The 21,284-nt window shown below is 65.1% G+C and carries 19 protein-coding genes; 7 read left to right on the top strand and 12 right to left on the bottom strand.

Features of this window, described 5'->3' with window-relative positions; translation table 11 throughout:
- Positions 1–34: 34 nt before the first annotated feature.
- From LIG30_RS03020 to LIG30_RS02970, 10 genes are all read right to left on the bottom strand, one after another.
- Positions 35–649, bottom strand: coding sequence for a DUF4126 domain-containing protein (locus LIG30_RS03020; RefSeq protein WP_038709536.1), 615 nt, complete (start codon positions 647–649; stop codon positions 35–37).
- Positions 650–828: 179 nt separating this feature from the next.
- The gene (sugE, locus tag LIG30_RS03015; protein ID WP_038709534.1) at positions 829–1,149 is read right to left on the bottom strand and encodes a quaternary ammonium compound efflux SMR transporter SugE; all 321 of its coding nucleotides are present in this window, start codon (positions 1,147–1,149) and stop codon (positions 829–831) included.
- 174 nt (positions 1,150–1,323) lie between these two features.
- On the bottom strand, positions 1,324–1,605 hold the full coding sequence (locus LIG30_RS03010) for a putative hemolysin (protein ID WP_038709533.1): 282 nt from the start codon (positions 1,603–1,605) through the stop codon (positions 1,324–1,326).
- 85 nt (positions 1,606–1,690) lie between these two features.
- A complete protein-coding gene (gene kdpE / locus LIG30_RS03005) occupies positions 1,691–2,392 on the bottom strand; it encodes a two-component system response regulator KdpE (protein WP_038709531.1) in 702 nt (233 codons plus the stop codon).
- Positions 2,385–5,249 (bottom strand): sensor histidine kinase, encoded by a 2,865-nt coding sequence (locus LIG30_RS03000; RefSeq protein WP_038709529.1) that lies wholly within the window; start codon positions 5,247–5,249, stop codon positions 2,385–2,387. Before LIG30_RS03000 ends, kdpE begins: the two co-directional genes overlap by 8 nt.
- A 141-nt stretch (positions 5,250–5,390) precedes the next feature.
- The gene (gene kdpC, locus LIG30_RS02995; protein WP_038709527.1) at positions 5,391–5,972 is read right to left on the bottom strand and encodes a potassium-transporting ATPase subunit KdpC; all 582 of its coding nucleotides are present in this window, start codon (positions 5,970–5,972) and stop codon (positions 5,391–5,393) included.
- Between the two features lie 27 nt (positions 5,973–5,999).
- Positions 6,000–8,111: a potassium-transporting ATPase subunit KdpB gene (gene kdpB / locus LIG30_RS02990; RefSeq protein ID WP_038709526.1), complete on the bottom strand. Its 2,112-nt coding sequence runs from the start codon at positions 8,109–8,111 to the stop codon at positions 6,000–6,002.
- Positions 8,112–8,148: 37 nt separating this feature from the next.
- Positions 8,149–9,954: a potassium-transporting ATPase subunit KdpA gene (gene kdpA / locus LIG30_RS02985; RefSeq protein WP_038709524.1), complete on the bottom strand. Its 1,806-nt coding sequence runs from the start codon at positions 9,952–9,954 to the stop codon at positions 8,149–8,151.
- Entirely contained in the window at positions 9,951–10,043 is a 93-nt protein-coding gene (gene kdpF / locus LIG30_RS02980; protein WP_038709522.1) for a K(+)-transporting ATPase subunit F, read from the bottom strand. Before kdpF ends, kdpA begins: the two co-directional genes overlap by 4 nt.
- 275 nt (positions 10,044–10,318) lie before the next feature.
- Positions 10,319–11,293 carry a quinone oxidoreductase family protein gene (locus LIG30_RS02970; protein WP_038709520.1) on the bottom strand — a complete coding sequence of 325 codons (975 nt, stop codon included), beginning with the start codon at positions 11,291–11,293 and terminating at the stop codon, positions 10,319–10,321.
- 470 nt (positions 11,294–11,763) lie between these two features.
- On the opposite strand from LIG30_RS02970, the gene LIG30_RS02965 reads away from it, so the two are divergent.
- The 3 genes from LIG30_RS02965 (at position 11,764) to LIG30_RS25930 (ending at position 15,910) form a co-directional block, all read left to right on the top strand.
- Positions 11,764–13,602 (top strand): M23 family metallopeptidase, encoded by a 1,839-nt coding sequence (locus LIG30_RS02965; protein ID WP_051994843.1) that lies wholly within the window; start codon positions 11,764–11,766, stop codon positions 13,600–13,602.
- A gap of 452 nt (positions 13,603–14,054) precedes the next feature.
- The gene (locus LIG30_RS25935; protein ID WP_152985991.1) at positions 14,055–14,534 is read left to right on the top strand and encodes a hypothetical protein; all 480 of its coding nucleotides are present in this window, start codon (positions 14,055–14,057) and stop codon (positions 14,532–14,534) included.
- A gap of 686 nt (positions 14,535–15,220) precedes the next feature.
- A complete protein-coding gene (locus LIG30_RS25930; RefSeq protein WP_152985990.1) occupies positions 15,221–15,910 on the top strand; it encodes a hypothetical protein in 690 nt (229 codons plus the stop codon).
- 266 nt (positions 15,911–16,176) lie between these two features.
- Here LIG30_RS25930 and LIG30_RS02960 read toward each other — a convergent pair whose 3' ends face one another.
- Complete coding sequence (locus LIG30_RS02960) at positions 16,177–16,569, bottom strand: methylglyoxal synthase (RefSeq protein WP_038709519.1); 393 nt, start codon at positions 16,567–16,569, stop codon at positions 16,177–16,179.
- A gap of 52 nt (positions 16,570–16,621) precedes the next feature.
- A complete protein-coding gene (locus LIG30_RS02955; protein ID WP_442856838.1) occupies positions 16,622–17,494 on the bottom strand; it encodes an SDR family oxidoreductase in 873 nt (290 codons plus the stop codon).
- A gap of 90 nt (positions 17,495–17,584) precedes the next feature.
- On the opposite strand from LIG30_RS02955, the gene upp reads away from it, so the two are divergent.
- The 4 genes from upp to LIG30_RS02935 all read left to right on the top strand — a co-directional run.
- On the top strand, positions 17,585–18,235 hold the full coding sequence (gene upp / locus LIG30_RS02950) for a uracil phosphoribosyltransferase (RefSeq protein WP_038709517.1): 651 nt from the start codon (positions 17,585–17,587) through the stop codon (positions 18,233–18,235).
- A gap of 198 nt (positions 18,236–18,433) precedes the next feature.
- Positions 18,434–19,162, top strand: coding sequence for a YebC/PmpR family DNA-binding transcriptional regulator (locus LIG30_RS02945; protein ID WP_038709515.1), 729 nt, complete (start codon positions 18,434–18,436; stop codon positions 19,160–19,162).
- Between the two features lie 104 nt (positions 19,163–19,266).
- Positions 19,267–20,544 carry a phosphoribosylamine--glycine ligase gene (gene purD / locus LIG30_RS02940; protein WP_038709514.1) on the top strand — a complete coding sequence of 426 codons (1,278 nt, stop codon included), beginning with the start codon at positions 19,267–19,269 and terminating at the stop codon, positions 20,542–20,544.
- 115 nt (positions 20,545–20,659) lie between these two features.
- Positions 20,660–21,284: coproporphyrinogen III oxidase (locus LIG30_RS02935; RefSeq protein WP_038709513.1), on the top strand; the 625-nt coding region annotated here is incomplete at its 3' end.

Raw genomic sequence — 21,284 nt, 5'->3', positions numbered from 1 at the left:
GCGTGCGACGGGCCGCCCGCGCCGCGCGGCCCGGTCAATCGTGCTTCCCGATCGAGTTGAAGCGCGACCCCATGTGGTTCGCCATGCCCCGGAAACCGCCCGACACGCCGCGCCAGAGCCGCGGCAGCGCCCACGCGGAGCACGCGATGAAGGCGGTCAGCAGCACGAGGAACAGCAGCGGCACGAAAAACGCGAGCGCGAGTCCGCCGAACACGAGCCCGTCTTCGGTTGACGACGCGATCCAGTTGGAGATCGGCTCGGGAGACAGGTTGATGAGCGCGCGGGTGCCGGCCTTCGTCACGTGTGCGGCGCCGGCGAGCGTGCCGCCCGCGAGCCCGGCCACGGCAAGCACGGCCGGATCGGCATGGCCGAGCGAGCCGGCCGCGAGCACCGCGCCCGCGGGAATGCGGATGAACGTGTGCACGGCGTCCCAGAGGGAATCGAACGCGGGGATCTTGTCGGCGAGGAATTCGGCGACAGCCAGCACGGCCGCGGCGCCGATCACCCACGGCGACGTGAGGATGGCGAGCGTATCGGGCAGATGAAGCCAGCCGGCCCGCGCCAGCACGCCTGCGATGAGTACGGTCAGGTACAGGCGCAGGCCGCTTGCCCACGCCAGCCCCGCGCCGAGCGAAATGGCTTCGACCATGGCCGTCTCCTTGCACGTTGCGTGCGCTTCGCCGAAAAATATCGTCGGCCGCGGCGTGGAACGGCCGGCGGCTCACGCTGTTGTTCGCCGCACGGCGCGCGGCGCCATGCGGCATTCAGGCTCGAATGCGTTCCATTATAGACGGGCGCGGGTGCCGTCCGGCACAAAAGCCCGGCCGCTCAGGCGGCCGACGACAGCTTGAGCCCGACCAGGCCGGCGACGATCAGCGACGCGCTGGCGACGCGCGCGACCGTGAGCGCCTCGCCCATCATCACGATGCCGAAAATGAACGCGCCGACCGCGCCGATGCCGGTCCACACCGCATAGGCGGTGCCGAGCGGCAGCTGGCGCATCGCGATCGCGAGCAGCCCGAAGCTGCCGAGCGCGGTCACGATCGTGAACACGGACGGGCCGAGCCGCGTGAACCCGTCCGACGACTTCAGCCCGGCCGCCCACGCGACTTCGAGCAAACCGGCAATCAACAACCATACCCAGGCCATGCCGAGAGACTCCATGGATCAGATGGGGCCGTCCCCGTTGACTCGAATGATCCGGGGCCGTCCCCGGGCGGCGCCGAGTATAACAAATGGCTTACACCCGCTCGCGGATTGCTCCGACACTGACCAGCACTGCGCCGCGTATCCGCCGCGCGCGACGACGACGATGCGACGCGGCTACTGGGACACGCGCCGGGGCGCGCCCGCGCCGACGCAGCGGTCGTCGCGGTACAGCGCCCACGCGTCGCACGCGCGGCCGTCCTTGAACACGCACATGCCGACGTCGCCGCCCGGCGTCTTGCGGATCACGTGATGGCCCCCGAGCTTCTCGCAGTTCACGGCGGCGGGATTCGGCAATGCGAGCTGCGCCGTCTGCGGCTGGCCGGGCGGCAGCGGCTGGGCGCACACGCCGGACGCAGCGAGCGCCAGCGCACAACAGGTCGTCAGACGGGCAAGCATCACGCGCTCCTTTTCCGGGGACGAACGGCCAGCATAGCGGGGAAACCGCGCGGCGTGTATCGCGTACAAACCGCAGGTCCGGCGCTCACGCGGCGCCGACGAGCCGATAGCCGACGCCCGTTTCGGTGATGATGAATTCGGGCTGCGCCGGATCGCGCTCGAGCTTCTGGCGCAGGTGCGCCATGTAGATCCGCAGGTAATGGTGGCTCTCGATGTGCGACGGCCCCCACACGTCGCGCAGCAGCTGGCGGTGCGTCAGCACGCGGCCCGCATGGCGCACCAGCGTCGCGAGCAACCGGTATTCGAGCGGCGTCAGGTGCACGATCTCGCCGTCGCGCCACACCTGGCGCAGCGCGAGGTCGACCGTCACGGTGCCGAACGTCACCTTCGGCGTTTCGTTCGCGCCGCCCTGGTTGCGCCGCCGCAACTGCGCGCGAATCCGCGCGCGCAACTCCGACACGCCGAACGGCTTGGTCAGGTAATCGTCGGCGCCCGCGTCGAGCGCCGCCACCTTCTCGTCCTCCTGAGTGCGCGCGGACAGCACGATCACGGGCACCTCGGACCAGCCGCGCAGCTCGCGGATCACGTCGAGGCCGTCGGTGTCGGGCAGGCCGAGATCGACGATCACGAGATCGGGCTTGCGCGTCGCGGCCTCGACGAGCCCCTGCTTGCCGGTCTCGGCCTCGTACACGTCGAGGCCCTCTTCCTCCTCGAGCGCGGCGCGCACGAAACGGCGGATCTGTTTTTCGTCTTCGATCAGGACGACGGTCAGGCTCGGATCACTCATGGGCTTGCGATGGGTCGGAGGGTGACGGCACGGGCGCGCCCGGCGGCAGCGCAGCCAGCGCCTCGGCTTCGTTGTCGGCCACGCCCGGCGCGGGCGGCGGCGTCTCGACCGGCAGCGTGAACCAGAAGCGCGCGCCCGTCACGCGGCCGTCGGGGCCGGTGCGGTTCGACGCGCCGATTCTACCGCCGTGCGCTTCGACGATCGCGCGGCAGATCGCGAGGCCCAGCCCAATGCCGGGCGTCGCGGATTCCTTCTCGCCGCGCGTGAACTTGTCGAAGATGCGCGTTTCCATGCCGGCCGGCAAGCCGGGGCCGTGGTCGTCGACGTGCACGCGCACGAACGGCAGTCCGTCCTCGGTGACGCGCTCCGCGCCGATCTCGATCGACGTGTCCGGCGGCGTGTATTTCGCGGCGTTCTCGAACAGGTTGGCGAACAGGTGCTCCATCAGCACCGCGTCCATCTGCAGCAGCGGCAGGTCCGGCGGCAGCGCGACCCGCGCCGGGTGGCGCGCGAGCACGCGCCGGCAGGCGGCGAGCGCCGCGCCGACGGTTTCCTCGAGCAACGACCACTGGCGCTTGAGCTGCAGGCTGCCCGCCTGCAGCCGCGCCATGTCGAGCAGGTTGGTGACGATGCCGGTCATGCGCAGCGACTCGTCGTGAATCGATTCGACAAGCTCGTCCTCGCGCGCCGCAAGCCGCTGCTGCGCGGCGGCATCGCCGCCCTGCGCGGCCGCGCGTGCGCTGGCGAGCATCGACGAGAAGCCGACGATCGCGGTGAGCGGCGTGCGCAGGTCGTGCGAGATCGCCGACAGCAGCGAATTGCGCAGCCGTTCGGACTCCATGTTGACCAGCGCGTCGCGCGCGATCTCGACGTAGTGGACGCGCTCGAGCGCAAGCGCGATCTGCGCGGCGAACGCGTCGAGCATGCGCTGCTGCTCGGGCACGTCCAGCTCGTTCGCGTCGTGCGTGACGACCGCGAGCACGCCGCGCGTGCGCATCGGCGCCTTCAGCGGCAAGTAGCGCGCGCGCGTCGCCGGCAGCGTGTCGGTGCCGTGCCCGGCCAGCTTCTGCTGGTCGTATACCCACTGGCCGACGTCGCTGTCGAGATCGGCGCCCGTCAGCGTGATCGCCGCGTCCGGCTCCTCGATCTTCTGCTGCACCTTGTCGGCGCTGTCGGGCAACAGGATCGCGACGCGCGCGCGGAACACCTCGCTCACGTGCCGGCTGCCGATCTCGACGATCTGCTCGGTCGTGAGCGCCGCCGCCAGCTCGCGCGCCATCGCGTACATCGCGCCCGTGCGGCGTTCGCGCCGCTGCGCGACGGTCGCCTCGCGCGTCAGGCTCGACGTCAGGTGGCTGATCACGAGCGACGTGAGCAGCATCCCGAAGAACGTCAGCAGGTATTGCGTGTCGCTCACCGAGAACGACATGCGCGGCGGCACGAAGAAGAAATCGAACGCGGCCACCGACAGGAACGACTGCGCGACGCCCGGGCCACGCCCGAGCCGCATCGCGGAGAACACGACGCCCAGCAGGTAGAGCATCACCAGGTTGGTCAGGTCGAGCCGGTCGTGCACGAGGCTCGCGATCACCGTGATCGCCGCGCAGATCGCCGCCGCATACGCGTAATTGCGCGGCGGCGACCGGTGGCCGCCGAGGCGCGCGAACGCGTCGCGCCAGTCGCGCGCGCGCGCGTCGAGCGGCGCGGCCCGCACCTCGTCGCTCGCCGACGCGCGGATCAGCATCAGATCCACGTCGCTCGCGCGCTCCGCGAGCCGTTCGCCGAACGGCCGCGCGAACCAGCGCATGAAACCGGTCTTCCGCGAGCCCCCCGCGACGACCTTCGACACGTTGCGCACCTTCGCATAGCCGATCAGCGCGGCCATCGCGTCGTTGCCGGCGAGCGTCGCGGTCTCCGCGCCGAGCTCGGCGGCCAGCTTGAGCGCGTTCAGCGTGTGCTCGCGCCGCACGGCCGGCAGGCGCTGCAGCCGCGGCGTCTCGACGTACACCGCGATCCAGTCGGCCTTCAGGCTCGCGGCGAGCCGCGCGGCGGCGCGCACCAGGGTCGGTGCCTCCGGCCCCGGCCCGACGCACACGAGCAGCCGCTCGCGCGCCTGCCAGATCCGCTGGATCGAGCGGTCGGCGCGGTATTCGCGCATCTGCGCGTCGACGCGGTCGGCGGTACGCCGAAGCGCCAGCTCGCGCAGCGCGATCAGGTTGCCCTTGCGGAAGAAGTTGCGCACCGCGCGCTCGGCCTGCTGCGCGAGATAGACCTTGCCGTCGCGCATCCGCTCGAGCAGCTCCTCCGCCGGCAGATCGACGAGCGTCACCTCGTCGGCCACGTCGAACACGCGGTCCGGCACGGTCTCCCACACGCGAATGCCGGTGATCGAGCCGACCACGTCGTTCAGGCTTTCCAGATGCTGGACGTTGACGGTCGTGTAGACGTCGATGCCGGCGTCGAGCAGCTCGTAGACGTCCTGCCAGCGCTTCAGGTGGCGCGCGCCCTGCACGTTCGAGTGGGCCAGCTCGTCGACGAGGATCAGCGCGGGCTTGCGCGCGAGCGCCGCGTCGAGGTCGAATTCGCCAAGCGTGCGGCCGCGGTACTCGAGCCGTGCGAGCGGCAGCACCTCGAGGCCGTCGAGCAGCGCCGCGGTTTCGCCGCGGCCGTGCGTCTCGACGATGCCCACCACGACGTCGACGCCGTCCTGCTTGCGCTGGCGTGCCGCCTGCAGCATCGCGTAGGTCTTGCCGACACCCGCCGAAGCGCCGAAGAAGATCTTGAGCTGGCCGCGCCGCTGCTTCTCTTCGTCACGCTGCAGCTTGTCGAGGAGTTGATCGGGATCGGGACGGTTCATGCGAGGCGGAGGTCTCCGGTACACGGGCTTTCAAGCATTGTTGATCCAAACTGCCGCAAAAGGCAAAGACGGCGCACCCGCGCCGCCGTTCGCGGAAAAAAGCCCCGGGCCGGCGGTGCGCCGCCCGGGGCAACGCACCGCTCAGTGCGCAGCCTGTGCCGCGTCGAGCGCGAGATTGAGCTTCAACACGTTCACGCGCGGCTCGCCGAGCACGCCGAACTGGCGCCCGGCCGTGTTCGCGGCAACCAGTTGCGCGACCGTGTCCGCCGGCAGGTTGCGCGCCTTCGCGACGCGCTCGACCTGATAGGCCGCGGCCGCCGGGCTGATCTCCGGATCGAGCCCGCTCGCGGACGCGGTCACGAGATCGACCGGCACCGGCTTCGAGATGTCGGTGCCGGCGTCGCGCAGCGCGGCGATGCGCGCCTTCACCTGATCGGCGAGCGCCGGATTGATCGGGCCGAGGTTCGAGCCGCCCGAATTGGCCGCGTTGTACGGCATCGGCGACGTCGCCGACAGGCGGCCCCAGAAATACTTCGGCGTGTCGAACGACTGGCCGATCAGTGCCGAGCCGACCACCTTGCCGTCCTTCTCGATCAGGCTGCCGTTCGCCTGCGATGGAAACACCGTCTGGCCGACGAGGGTCATCACGGCCGGATACGCAAGCCCCGTCACCGCGGTGAGCACGGTGAAAATCACGACAAGCGGACGAATCAACGTTTTCATGGCAAATCTCCTTCAGGTCGCGCCGCGTCAGGCCCAGCCGAGCGCGGCGAGCGTCATGTCGATCAGCTTGATGAACGGGAACGGCAGCAGCACGCCGCCGAGGCCGTAGACCAGCAGGTTGCGGCGCAGCAGCGATGCCGCGCCGAGCGGACGGTACTTGACGCCCTTCAGCGCGAGCGGGATCAGCGCGATGATGATCAGCGCGTTGAAGATCACGGCCGACAGGATCGCCGACGACGGCGACGTCAGGTGCATGATGTCGAGCACCTTCAGCTGCGGATAGGTCGTCACGAACGCGGCCGGGATGATCGCGAAATACTTCGCGATGTCGTTCGCGATCGAGAAGGTCGTCAGCGAGCCGCGCGTCATCAGCATCTGCTTGCCGATCTCGACGATCTCGATCAGCTTGGTCGGGTTCGAGTCGAGGTCGACCATGTTGCCCGCTTCCTTCGCCGCCTGCGTGCCGGTGTTCATCGCGACCGCCACGTCCGCCTGCGCGAGCGCCGGCGCGTCGTTGGTGCCGTCGCCCGTCATCGCGACCAGCCGGCCCGCCGCCTGGTGCTCGCGGATCGTCGCGAGCTTGGTTTCCGGCGTCGCTTCCGCGAGGAAATCGTCGACGCCCGCTTCCGCCGCGATCGCCGCCGCGGTCAGCCGGTTGTCGCCGGTCACCATCACGGTCTTGATGCCCATCTTGCGCAGTTCCGCGAAGCGCTCCTTGATGCCGCCCTTCACGATGTCCTTCAACTCGATCACGCCGAGCACGCGCGCAACGCCGTCATGCAGCTCCGCGACCGCGAGCGGCGTGCTGCCGCGCCGCGCGACGTCGTCGACGGTGCGGCGCAGCTCGTCCGGGAAGCGGCCGCCGTGCGACTCGACGTAGCGCTTGATCGCGTCGGCCGCACCCTTGCGGATCTCGCGACTCGGCGCGCCGGAGGCAGTCCCCGCGGGGGACAGGTCGACGCCGCTCATCCGCGTCTGCGCGGAGAAGCTCAGGAAGGTCGGATGCAGCACGCCCATGTCGCGCTGGCGGATGTTGAAGCGCTCCTTCGCGAGCACGACGATGCTGCGGCCTTCCGGCGTCTCGTCGGCGAGCGACGACAGCTGCGCGGCGTCCGCGAGCGCTTCCTCGGTCACGCCCGGCGCCGGCAGGAAGGTCGACGCCTGGCGGTTGCCGAGCGTGATCGTGCCAGTCTTGTCGAGCAGGAGAACATCCACGTCGCCGGCCGCTTCTACCGCGCGGCCCGACGTCGCGATCACGTTCGCCTGCATCATCCGGCTCATGCCCGCCACGCCGATCGCCGACAGCAGCCCGCCGATCGTCGTCGGGATCAGGCACACGAGCAGCGCGACGAGCGCGGTGATCGTCACCACGTGGCCCGCCTTCATGGCCTCGACCGAGAACATCGAGAACGGCAGCAGCGTCGCGGTCGCGAGCAGCATCACGATCGTCAGCGCGACCAGCAGGATCGTCAGCGCGATCTCGTTCGGCGTCTTCTTGCGCTTCGCGCCTTCGACCATCGCGATCATCCGGTCGAGGAACGCCTCGCCCGGGTTCGCCGTCACCTGGACGACGATCCAGTCCGACAGCACGCGCGTGCCGCCGGTCACCGACGAGAAGTCGCCGCCCGACTCGCGGATCACCGGCGCGGATTCGCCGGTGATCGCCGATTCGTCGACCGACGCGACGCCCTCGATCACGTCGCCGTCGGCGGGGATCGTGTCGCCCGCCTCGACCAGCACGACGTCCCCACGGCGCAGCTCGGTCGCGGTCGTGATGCGCACCGGCGACTTCGGGTGCGGCTCGTTGAGCTTCTTGGCCATCACGTCCTTCTTCGCGCTGCGCAGCGATGCCGCCTGCGCCTTCGAGCGGCCCTCGGCGAGCGCCTCCGCGAAGTTCGCGAACAGCACGGTGAACCACAGCCACAGCGCGACCGCGAGGATGAAGCCCGCGGGCGCCTCGGCCTGGCCGGCCAGCGCGGCGATCCACAGGATCGTCGTCAGGATGCTGCCGACGTACACGCAGAACATCACCGGGTTGCGGAACTGCGTGCGCGGCGTGAGTTTCTTGAACGAATCCACGATCGCCGGGCGCAACAGCGCCGGATCGAACATGGACCGTGTTGCGGAATGTTGAGTCATCGCAATCTCTTGAATGCTTGTCCTTGTGGGAAGCCGGTCAGGCGCCGAGCCACATCATCAGATGTTCGACCCCGGGGCCGAGCGCGAGCGCGGGCACATAGGTCAGCGCGCCGACGAGCAGCACGGTGCCGAGCAGCAGCACGACGAACAGCGGCCCGTGCGTCGGCAGCGTGCCGCTCGTCACGGCGATGCGCTTTTTCGCGGCGAGCGAGCCCGCGATCGCGAGCACCGGCACGATCGTGCCGAAACGGCCGAACCACATCGCGATCGCCGTCATCCAGTTGTAGAACGGCGTGCCGACCGTCAGCCCGGCGAACGCACTGCCGTTGTTGTTCGCGGCCGAGCTGAACGCGTACAGGATTTCCGAGAAGCCGTGCGGCCCCGGGTTCGCGATGCCGGCCTTGCCCGCATCGGCGAGCACGGCGATCGACGTGCCGACGAGCACGAGGAGCGGCGTGAGCAGCACGACGATCGACACCATCTTCATCTCGTACGACTCGATCTTCTTGCCGACGTATTCCGGCGTGCGGCCGATCATCAGGCCGGCGACGAACACCGCGAGCAGCGCGAACACGAGCATCCCGTAGAGGCCCGAGCCGACCCCGCCGAACACCACTTCGCCGAGCTGGATCAGCAGCATCGGTACGAGGCCGCCGATCGGCGTCAGCGAATCGTGCATCGCGTCGACCGCGCCGCACGACGCGGCGGTCGTCGCGACCGTGAAGATGCCGGTCTGCGCAATGCCGAAGCGCGTTTCCTTGCCTTCCATGTTGCCGCCCGGCTGCAGCGCGCCGGCGGCCTGGTCGACGCGCAGCGCGGCCAGCGTCGGGTTGCCGCCCTGCTCGGCGCTCACCTCGACGCCGATCGCAGTCGCGAGCGCGACGGTCATCGCCGCGAGCACGGCGATGCCCTGCCGACGATCGCCGATCATCTGGCCGAACACGAGGCAGAGCGCGGCCGGAATGATCAGGATCGAGAAGACCTGCAGGAAGTTCGCGAACGGGGTCGGATTCTCGTACGGATGCGCGGAGTTCGCGTTGAAGAAGCCGCCGCCGTTGGTGCCGAGCATCTTGATCGCCTCCTGCGACGCGACCGGCCCCATCGCGAGCGTCTGCGTCTTGAGCGGGGTCTGCACGGTCACCGGATTGCCCTTCGCATCCTTGACCGGGTTGCCCTGCGCGTCGAGCTTCGGCGCGGCATAGGTACTCGCCTGCAGCACCGGCACGTCCTGATATGCGTTCATGTTCTGGATCGCGCCCTGGCTGATCAGCAGCGCGGCGATGATCGATGCCATCGGCACCAGCACGTACAGCGTCACGCGCGTCAGGTCGACCCAGAAATTGCCGATCGTCTGCGCGGTATGACGCGCGAAGCCGCGGATCAGCGCGACCACGACGACGATGCCGGTCGCCGCGGACAGGAAGTTCTGCACGGTCAGGCCGAGCATCTGCGCCAGGTAGCTGACCGTCTGCTCGGGCGCGTAGTCCTGCCAGTTGGTGTTCGTCACGAAGCTGACGGCCGTGTTGAACGCGCCGTCGACCGTCATCGCGCCGAACTGCTGCGGATTGCCAGGCAGCAGGCCCTGCACGCGCAGCAGCGCGTACAGGAACAGCGCGCCCAGCGCGTTGAACGCGACCGTCGCGATCGCGTACTGCTTCCAGCCCATCTCGCTGTGCGGATCGACGCCCGCGACGCGGTAGAGCGCGCGCTCGAGCGGCCCGAACACGCGCACGACGCGCGCGCTGCCGTCCATCACCGCCGCCAGGTAGCGGGCGACCGGCACGGCCGCCGCCAGCAGAACGACGATGAACAGCGCCGATTGCAGAAGATTGTTCGCGTTCATTCGATGTCCTCCGCGCGCAGCAGCGCATAGACGAGATACGCGAACAGCAGGGCGGTCGCGCCCCCTGCCAACCACAACATCCAGGTCATGAACGCCCCCCTCGGCCGTATTGCGCAAGCTTCTCGCATCCGGCGATCAATCCGAAGATCAGTGCCGCGAACAGCACCAGACCGCCGATGAATACCCCATCCATTTTTGTGTTCTCCGTCTACGAAATCGGACGTTTCGAACGTTATTGGATTGCGCGTAAAGGACGGGTCAAAGGTATCCGGGGGGACGTAAAAAACGCGTAAACGAAACAAGGCGGCGCCGTGGCGCCGCCTTTCGGTACCGCATGCGCCGGCCGTGTGCCGGCGTCGCGCGGTCAGGGCACGAGGATCGTCGAGCCGGTCGTCCTGCGCGCCTCGAGATCGGCGTGCGCGCGCGCGACTTCAGCGAGCGGATAGCGCTGGTTGATGCTCGTCTTCACCTTGCCCGACACGATCATCTCGAACAGCTCGGCGGAGGCCGCTTCGAGGTCCGCGCGCTTCGCGATGTACGAGAACAGCGTCGGCCGCGTGAAGAACAGCGAGCCGCGCGACGAGAATTCCTTCGAGTCGATCGGCGGCAGCGGCCCGGACGCACTGCCGAAGCTGACGAAATAGCCGAGCGGCGCGAGACAGTCGAGCGAGCCGATGTACGTGTCCTTGCCGATCGAATCGTAGACGACCGGCACCAGCGCGTCGTTCGTGATCTCCCGCACGCGCTGCGTGAAGTTCTCGCGGGTGTAGACGATCGTGTGATCGCATCCGTGCGCCTTCGCGAGCGCGGCCTTCTCGTCGGAGCCGACCGTGCCGATCACCGTCGCGCCGAGCGCCTTCGCCCACTGGCACACGAGCAGGCCGACCCCGCCCGCCGCCGCGTGGATCAGGATCGTCTCGCCGGCCTTCACCGGATACGTGCGGCGCAGCAGGTAATGCGCGGTCAGGCCCTGCAGCATCACCGACGCCGCTTCGTCGTAGCCGATCGCGTCGGGCAGCCTGACGAGGCGATCGGCGGGCAGCACGCGCTCCTGCGCGTACGCGCCGGGCTGCGACGACACGTAGGCGACGCGGTCGCCCGGCTTGAATGCGGTCACGTCGTCGCCGACCGCCGTCACCTCGCCCGCCGCTTCCATCCCGAGCCCGCCGGGCAGCGGCTGCGGATAGAGGCCGGTGCGGAAATACACGTCGATGTAGTTGAGGCCCACCGCGTGCTGCCTGACGCGGACCTGGCCGGCCTGCGGCTCGGCGACCTCGACGTCGACCCACTTCATCACGTCCGGGCCGCCGGGCTGGTCGTATCGGATTGCTTTCGGCATCGTATCGTTCCTCGTCTCGTAGTCGGTAAGGGAAATGTCGGATTTTGCCAGTGCGCGAAGCCGCTCAACACGGCGGAAACAACCGCAGTGACGTGTGCAATACAACCGATGATTCTCGCGCGTCGCTTGAAGTCATGCAGCATGACCATGCATTTCCCTTCAGACGATATGGGTATTTTGATCGGCGGCATGTCGCACGGGACGCACACCCGATACATCCATCTCCCCACTCCCCGTCGCTACAACGCGGCGTCTTCGCTTCGACATTTTTTACAAGCCTTGTCACATTCGGATTTGTCTCATGGACATTGTTCCAATGATTTGCTGTACTGATCTGGTCATCGGCCTAGCGCCTTCAGGATCATGGCCGGATCGTCCGCGTTCCGACTGCCCTTCAATCTGAATCCGCTGTTGCCAGTTCCTCTCAACCTGAGTGCGCTCCGCGATTGTTCGCTTTCCCACTGAATGCCATGGTCATCAGCCCGCCTTTCTTGCCTCCCATCAATGCCGATTCGACGAAAGAAGATCCGCTGATGGAGGCACTCGACAAGATGACCGACAGCAGCGGTCTCTATCCGGTCGCGTTCGATCGCCGCTGGCATACCGGCCTGCATCTCGTTCCATGGAATGACCGCTCGCTGCCGGTGCGGGCGATCGCCGATGGGGAGGTCGTCGCTTACCGCGTGTGCCAGCACCCGATCGCGGACACGGCCGGCAACAAGAACACCAACGCCGGTTTCGTGCTGCTGAAGCACACGACCGAAACGGGCGAAAACCGCACGTTGACGTTCTATTCGCTGTACATGCACCTGCTCGACCTGAACACCATGACCCATGACGGCATGCAGCCGCCGCCGATTGACGAGCCCCATAGCATGCCCGAATGGTTGCGCTGGGACTCGGGTGGTCCCGTATCAGGCGAGGGCAAGAAGGTGCGGCGGAAGGATATTCTCGGTTACACGGGGCAATGCCAGGACCGGTGGCAACTGCACTTCGAGATCTTCATGGCGCCAGAGGATTTCGACGCCTATTTCGGGGAAACGCAACTCGGGAATCAGGCGGTTGCGACGCCGCGAGGAGGCGATTGCTGGGGGCATAGCTATTACGTGATTCCCGCGAATCAGAATTTTCACGCGCAGCCGCGGGGCGTGGAAGCGGACAAGCTGCGCGGGATCAAATTTCCCGCGAAGCAGTCCGGCCAGAACGAACACCCCCTCTACGTCGAGGTGTATTTCCAGAAGGGGGACAAATACACCAACGTGTGGAGCGTGGCGGCCGATGGTAGCCGGACATTGCTGACCGATGAGCCCGCGGTTGAGTCGCAGTTCGAATACGACATGTACAAGCGCGCGAGCGCGCTGTATCCGAGCTGTCCGAGCGACGGGTACGAGATGCTCCGGTTCGGGAGGATTCTGAGCAAACCTGAAACGCTGCCCCCGGCTCCCGATCAAGAAACCTCGACGGCCCGCAATCTGCGCAAGACCTGGTATTGCATCCCGTTCGCCAACGGGCAGCACGGGTATATCGACATCAGCAAGCCGGCCATCACCCGGCTGTCCGACGCGGATTTTCCGTTCTTCGCCGGGTGGCGGAAGATTCAGGCGCCAACTGCGCCGGTCGATCAGAACGGGCTGTGGGATCTGGACAAGCTCAAGGGTGTGGTCCGGGCAGCCGTTGGCGACGTCGAACTACCCGGAGCCGATCTGGCGGGCGAGCCGCAAACTTCGCAGCAGAAAAACGACGCCATGCGCTATTACGTGATCGACCCGGATCACGAGCCCGTCCGGAAACTGCTGCGCGGCTTCATCTGCGAGGCGCCGAGCGAGTGGGACAGCGCCAATCTCGATGCGTGCTACCGGCATTTGCTGAACGAAGGCGAGCACTTCGAATGCAGGCAGGACGCCTATCACCAATTCCTGGATTTCGCCAGGAAGCTTCATTTCTGGGACAAGACCGGCTTGCCTGCGGGAGGGAAGGTTTGGTTTTTTCATCCGCTTGCTTTCATTCGGCACTTCAGGAGGTGCGGATGGCTAAGCAAGGGTGAGCTGTCCCAGATCTATGCTGAGTCAACGTACACCTCAGTCGGGAAGACGGGCGAAGAATACAAAGAGCGATATCGAACCAGCATCAACAACGTGCTGAGAAAGTACGCCCTCAACACACCTTTTCGAATTTCTCATTTTTTTGGGCAATGCGCGATCGAGTCATATTATATGATGGTTGTGAGAGAATGCTCAACGGCGATTGGAATGGCCATAAAAAATAACCATACATCAATAATGCCAGAACTTAATGGCTATTTAAAATAACCACCATCGCCCCAGACTGACATCGCATACTTCATGAGATACGACGGAAACCTCAATCTAGCGAATACGGATGTTGGAGATGGGGTTAAATTTCGCGGACGAGGCTTCAAACAACTTACAGGAAGATACAACTATTCCGAATATTTGGTGTATAGAGGATGGCTAGACACGAGGTCATATGACCACGCGTGGTTCAAGAATAAGGTGGACGGCAGATATATAAATGGACCAAAAATCGATGATCCTCAATATATTGGCAACGACGAGTACTCATGCGTCGACACTGCAGGCTTCTTCTGCGCGCGCCATTCGATTGCAAAATCCGCAGACAGAGGCGCAAATGAGCGAACATCCATTATGATTACCAAGATCGTGAATCCATTTGACAAGAAAAGTCCGCCTTTGCGCTGGAAATAAACTCAAAACGCCAATAATATATTGGGGGATTTTTCGTGAAACATCGCACCTTATTTTTTTTGATGTCCATTTGGCCGATTCTTTCGATGTCAGCAACAACAATAAAATCGTGCGACACGGAATTTACAGCAATTATTGCCATACCAGGCGTGATGCAACTGAAAAGAAATGAGAAAGAAATAAGAAAAATCCCCGTTGATCACAATATAGATGGCGGATCTTTTAGCTCAGATGATTCATTATTAGTTATTTTTGGCACTCCAATCAAGATAAACAGAAATTACCCACAGGTAACCCATCTCTCCTTATATCGACTACGACCCCAGCCAACCCTCCTAATGAGGGAGGTGTATGGTGGCGGGGTATATGATGCACGATTTAGCAGCGACCAGCGGTTCGTCCTGGTTGAAAACCAGTTTGGCGCCGACGTATTGGATATCTCAAGGATGAAGTCAAAATCTTTTGAACCAACGTATTCACCTCCATTTTTGACACAGAAGTGTCATGGAAAGTGAGTGCTTCGCCCCAATTCCAAGCGCAACACCGCAAATCAAATAATTCCTTGCGATAAAAAATTCTGCACAGGATATCCAACCGAATATCCCGCACAGCATCGCCGCAATCCCTTGAATTTATTACATGGATGGCGCAGACGGCTCGCACCCTGGCTTGCCTGAGGGAAGGAGAGTTTGGTTTTTTCATCCTCTTGCGTTTATCAGGAATTTTAGAGGATTTTCATGGCTTACGTTGCAGGAACAAGCTCAACTTCTTCCGCATATATCAACGACCACAGCTGGCGGAACAATATATTGGAGTGAAAGCAAACTCAGGCTTAAGGAAGGCAGCACCGGACCGACAGGTCGCGCCCCGTCCATATTGGTCGAGCGCTCAATCACATTTTCATAAAATATGGCACCTACCGGGCACGAGATTTCACGACCAACCCCAATCAAGAATTATTGCAATCCGACGCAGAAATAGCTTCTGACTCAGCGGGATATTTTTGGATCAAAACCGGCATTCACCGGTGCGCAGACAGAGGCTCAAGAAACCTTGACGTCCAAGGCTGTTTCCGTCTAGTCGGCGGGGCCGGCGGATTGAGAGAACGCCAGCAGTTTTTCCGCCACGCCTACTATCTCCTCAACGATTCTACGCAGGTGCCAGACGATGCGAATCTAAAAATTCAGACAGAGGACAACACATGATTCGCGAGATTGTATTATTTTTCATTGCTTTATTTTGCCATATCGCGCACGCACATTCGACGACCACCATCCATGCTAGAAGCGTGAGCACCACCCCGATCGACGCCAAAACCGCAAAGCAATGTGGGATGTCAATGCTCGTCCCGAATTTACAGAACGCGCACGATCAATCCATTGGATTTGGTTGCACGGGGACGTATAGAGACGGAAATACAGCCATTTTAGACATGGATTTTCAATACAATCCAAATAAAAAGAATGGAGGCGAGCGAATCGGATTCGTGATTTATGGAATTGGAATTAATAAATTCATCTCCTCCGGCGGCGAGAGTAATTTTCACCCGCCATTTAATGACGGAATACCCACACTATGGAATGGAATCAAGTATCACAGATCAAACTGCGGAGATCCCGTTATCAAAACAACGATAACCCCTATCAATGGAAGCAACTGGCACGGATGGATCGCAGAAGAGGCCTTTCAAAAATCGCGAAGCCGCTGCAAGCCAGACAAAGAGTACACATCCCGCTACCGCTGCATTCACGTGATGGTTGGGAATGAAAAAATAACTGCTCAGATTGGTGGCGCATGCCTTCTCCGCAAGCGCGAATATAGCCTGGAGAACGGTTTCAGCTACGACATATTCATGGATATGTTGAATACCCTCCGCCTCTCAGACCAGTGAACTCAGACTGAGAGAAAAATGAAAACGAACGCGATGCTCAAGGCTTAGACTCTAGTTCCAAGTTCAACACCTTAAATCAAGTGAGGCGTTGCACTGGAGAAGCCCACCCTCGATATTCAACCGAATGAAGTAATGCTATCCCAGTAGCAGAGCCGTACTCCATTGAATTTGTTTCACGGACGACTCAGACGGCTCACGCCCTCCGGACATGCCACCGACCGGGCGCGATCCGTCTGCGTCAACAAATCTGAATCAAACGCCCTCGCCTAGTCGGCCGCCCCCATCTTCCGCTCCAGATCGTCGAGCAGCATCCGCGCGGTCGCGACGTTGGTCGCGCACGGCACGTTGTGCACGTCGCACGCGCGCACCAGCGCCGTGATGTCCGGGTCATGCGGCTGCGCGGTCATCGGGTCGCGCAGGAACACGACCACGTCGACCCGGCCGTCGGCCAGCTCGGCGCCGATCTGCAGGTCTCCGCCGAGCGGCCCGGACAGCTTGCGCTCGACGTCGAGACCGTGCGCGGCCGCGATGCGGCCGCCCGTCGTGCCGGTGCCGACCAGCCGGCATTGCGCGAGCGTCGCGCGGTATTCGCCGGCGAGCGCGACGATCTCATCCTTCTTGGCGTCGTGTGCGATCAATGCGATGCGAGGTGTACTCATTTGCTCATCCTTGTTGCGTCGGTTGTCGTCGAACGGAAAGCGGCGGCCCGCGTCAGAACGTGCCCGGATACGCGCCGCCGTCGAGCAGCCAGTTCTGCCCGGTGATGAAGCCCGCGTGCGCGCTGCACAGGAACGCGCACGCGGCGCCGAATTCCTCGCGGGTGCCGAGCCGCCCGGCCGGGATCGCCGCCACGCGCCGCGCGCGCACCTCGTCGACCGTGGCGCCCTGCTCCTTCGCGGACGCGGCAATCGTCGTCGCGATGCGATCGGTGTCGAACAGCCCCGGCAGCAGGTTGTTGACCGTCACGTTGTGCGCGGCGACCCTGCGGGCGAGCCCGGCGACGAAGCCCGTCAGCCCCGAGCGCGCGCCGTTCGACAGCGCGAGCACGTCGATCGGCGCCTTCACGGCCGAGCTGGTGATGTTGACGATCCGCCCGAAACGGCGCGCGATCATCCCGTCGACGGTCGCGCGGATCAGCTCGATCGGCGTCAGCATGTTCGCCTCGAGCGCGCGGATCCAGTCGTCGTGCGAGAAGTCGCGAAAGTCGCCCGGCGGCGGGCCGCCCGCATTCGTCACCAGAATGTCCGGCTGCGGGCACGCGGCGAGCGCGAGCGCGCGGCCTTCGGGGGTCGTGATGTCGCACGCGACGGCCGTCACGGCCACGCCGGTGGCCGCACGGATCTCCGCCGCCGTCGCCTCCAGCGTGTCGCGCGTGCGCGCGGCGATCACCAGATTCACGCCCTCGGCGGCGAGCGCCTGCGCGCAGCCGCGCCCGAGTCCCTTGCTTGCCGCGCACACCAGCGCGGTCCTGCCTGCAATGCCCAGATCCATCGAATGCCTTCCTTGCCACGCGCGCCGGGCCTGCCGCCCGCCTGCGCCGATTGTCGTCGAGACGACGATAATATCCGGATCGCGCGCCCCCATCTTCGGTAAACTTGCGGCTATGCCGCGCGCAGCCGGGCCTGTCGCCCGCCTGCCGCCCCGCTCCCTTTTTGCCGCCCAGGCGCCCCCGCCATGAAACAGGACAGCCGTTTCCCGAATCTTTTCATCCTCGATCACCCGCTGATCCAGCACAAGCTCACCCACATGCGCGACAAGGACACGTCCACGCGCACGTTCCGCAAGCTGCTGCGCGAGATCACGCTGCTGATGGGCTATGAAATCACCCGCAACCTGCCGATCACGACCCGGCGGGTCGAAACCCCGCTGGTCGAGATCGACGCGCCGGTGATCGCCGGCAAGAAGCTCGCGATCGTGCCGGTGCTGCGCGCGGGCGTCGGGATGTCGGACGGCCTGCTCGAACTGATCCCGTCCGCGCGCGTCGGCCACATCGGCGTGTACCGCGACGCGGACCACCGCCCGGTCGAGTACCTGGTGCGCCTGCCGGACCTGGAAGACCGCATCTTCATCCTGTGCGACCCGATGGTCGCGACCGGCTACTCGGCCGCGCACGCGGTCGACGTGCTCAAGCGCCGCGGCGTGCCGGCCGCCAGCATCATCTTCGTCGCGCTGGTCGCGGCGCCCGAGGGCGTCAAGGTGTTCCAGGACGCGCACCCGGACGTGAAGCTCTATGTCGCGTCGCTCGACTCGCATCTCGACGAGCACGCGTACATCGTGCCCGGCCTCGGCGACGCGGGCGACCGCCTGTTCGGCACGAAAAACTGAGCGCCGGCGCACCCGGACGTCCCGCGCGGGCCGTTTGCGGCGCGCGGCGGCCCCGAACGGGACGCCGCCGCGTGATAAAATCCCGATCCACTCGACACGTGCGGCCCAGGCGGCTTCTTGCCAGCCCAAGCGGCCGCCGGACTCAACGACACATTTGCTTAAACGCCCTCGCGGCATGCGCGGGCGACGGAGAAAGGTATGGCTGGTCACTCGAAATGGGCCAACATCAAGCATAAGAAGGCAGCCGCCGACGCGAAGCGCGGCAAGGTCTGGACCCGCCTCATCAAGGAAATTCAGGTGGCCGCGCGCCTCGGCGGCGGCGATCCGGGCTCGAACCCGCGCCTGCGTCTCGCGGTCGACAAGGCCGCCGACGCGAACATGCCGAAGGACAACGTCAAGCGCGCGATCGATCGCGGCGTCGGCGGCGCGGACGGCGCGAACTACGAAGAGATCCGCTACGAAGGCTACGGCATCAGCGGCGCGGCGATCATCGTCGACACGCTGACCGACAACCGCACCCGCACGGTCGCGGAAGTACGCCACGCGTTCTCGAAGTTCGGCGGCAACATGGGCACCGACGGCTCGGTCGCGTTCATGTTCGATCACGTCGGCCAGTTCCTGTTCGCGCCCGGCACGTCCGAGGATACGCTGATGGATGCTGCGCTCGAAGCGGGCGCGGACGACGTCAACACCAACGACGACGGCTCGATCGAAGTGCTGTGCGACTGGCAGGAATTCTCGAAGGTGAAGGACGCGCTCGAAGCCGCCGGCTTCAAGGCGGAGCTCGCCGAAGTGACGATGAAGCCGCAAAACGAGATCGAATTCGCCGGCGACGACGCCGCGAAGATGCAAAAGCTCCTGGACGCGCTCGAGAACCTCGACGACGTGCAGGAGGTATACACCAACGCCGTCATCGTCGAGGAATGAGCGGCCTGCCGCCGCGCCGCGGGCGCGGCGGCGGCCTCACCGATTCCGCGGCCGGCTCGCCCATGCGTGCTGGCCGCCACGTTTTCTAGTCTGCGGGGAATCCCATGAAACTACTCGTCGTCGGTTCCGGCGGCCGCGAACATGCGCTGGCGTGGAAGCTCGCGCAATCGCCGCGCGTCCAGATGGTCTACGTCGCGCCCGGCAATGGCGGCACGGCGCAGGACGAGCGCCTGAAGAATGTCGACATCACGTCGCTCGACGCGCTCGCCGATTTCGCCGAGGCCGAAGGCGTCGCGTTCACGCTCGTCGGCCCGGAAGCGCCGCTCGCGGCCGGCATCGTCAACCTGTTCCGCGCGCGCGGGCTGAAGGTCTTCGGCCCGACCCGCGAAGCGGCGCAGCTCGAAAGCTCGAAGGATTTCGCGAAGGCGTTCATGAAGCGCCACGGCATCCCGACGGCCGACTATGAAACCTTCACCGACGCGGCCGCCGCGCACGCGTACCTCGACGCGAAGGGCGCGCCGATCGTCGTCAAGGCCGACGGCCTCGCCGCCGGCAAGGGCGTCGTCGTCGCGATGACGCTGGAAGAGGCGCACGCGGCCGTCGACATGATGCTGTCGGGCAACAAGCTCGGCGATGCCGGCGCGCGCGTCGTGATCGAGCAGTTCCTCGACGGCGAGGAAGCGAGCTTCATCGTGATGGTCGACGGCAAGCACGCGCTCGCGCTCGCGTCGAGCCAGGACCACAAGCGCCTGCTCGACGAAGACCGCGGCCCGAACACGGGCGGCATGGGCGCGTATTCGCCCGCGCCGATCGTCACGCCGCAGATGCACGCGCGCGTGATGCGCGAGATCATCATGCCGACGGTGCGCGGCATGGAGAAGGACGGCATCCGCTTCACCGGCTTCCTGTACGCGGGCCTGATGATCGACAAGGACGGCAATCCGCGCACGCTCGAATTCAACTGCCGGATGGGCGATCCCGAGACGCAGCCGATCATGGCGCGCCTGAAGAGCGATTTCTCGAAGGTCGTCGAACAGGCGATCGCGGGCACGCTCGACACCGTCGAGCTCGACTGGGACCGCCGCACCGCGCTCGGCGTGGTGCTGGCCGCGCACGGCTACCCGGACGCGCCGCGCAAGGGCGACCGCATCAACGGCATCCCGGCCGAGACCGCGCAAGCGGTGACGTTCCACGCGGGCACCACGCTCGACGGCGACAAGCTGACGACGTCGGGCGGCCGCGTGCTGTGCGTCGTCGGCCTCGCCGATTCGGTGCGCGAAGCGCAGCAGCACGCTTACGAAACGATCAACCAGATCAACTTCGAAGGCATGCAGTACCGCCGCGACATCGGCCACCGCGCGCTCAATCGCAAGAACGTGTGACGTTGGCATCCGGCGCCCTGCCTCGCAGCGCGCCTCTCCTCTGCCGGGGTTCGATAGAATGCCCGGCAGAGGCATTTTTGACGCACCGTGCTCCGAGGGGGCACCGAGTCCAGACATGACCGATACGACCTACGACGTGGAGCGCGTGCGCGCCTACCTGCAAGGCCTGCAAACGCGCATCGCCGACGCGCTCGGCGCATTCGACGGCACGCCGCTCGCCACCGACGCGTGGCAGCGCGAGCCGGGCGAGCGCCTGCGCGGCGGCGGCTGCACCCGCATCCTCGAGGACGGCCAGTTCTTCGAGCGCGCCGGCATCGGCTTTTCCGACGTGTCGGGCGACGCACTGCCGCCGTCCGCGAGCGCGGCGCGCCCGCAGCTCGCGGGCCGCGGCTTCGAGGCGATCGGCGTGTCGCTCGTGCTGCACCCGCGCAATCCGTACTGCCCGACCGTTCACATGAACGTGCGGATGCTGATCGCGACGAAGGCCGGCGAAGCGCCGATCTTCTGGTTCGGCGGCGGCATGGACCTGACGCCGATCTACGGCTTCGAGGACGACGCGCGCCATTTCCACCAGACCTGCAAGGATGCGCTCGATCCGTTCGGCGCCGGCCTGTATCCGCACTTCAAGAAGTGGTGCGACGAGTATTTCTTCCTCAAGCACCGCAACGAGGCGCGCGGCATCGGCGGGATCTTCTTCGACGACTACGCGGAGCCCGGCTTCGAACGCGCGTTCGAGATGA

The sequence above is a fragment of the Burkholderia sp. lig30 genome (genome assembly GCF_000687455.2).
In the GTDB taxonomy this organism is placed as follows: Bacteria; Pseudomonadota; Gammaproteobacteria; order Burkholderiales; family Burkholderiaceae; genus Burkholderia.
Note: the sequence above shows the minus strand (reverse complement) of the source record. Positions and strands in the feature narration are given on the sequence as shown.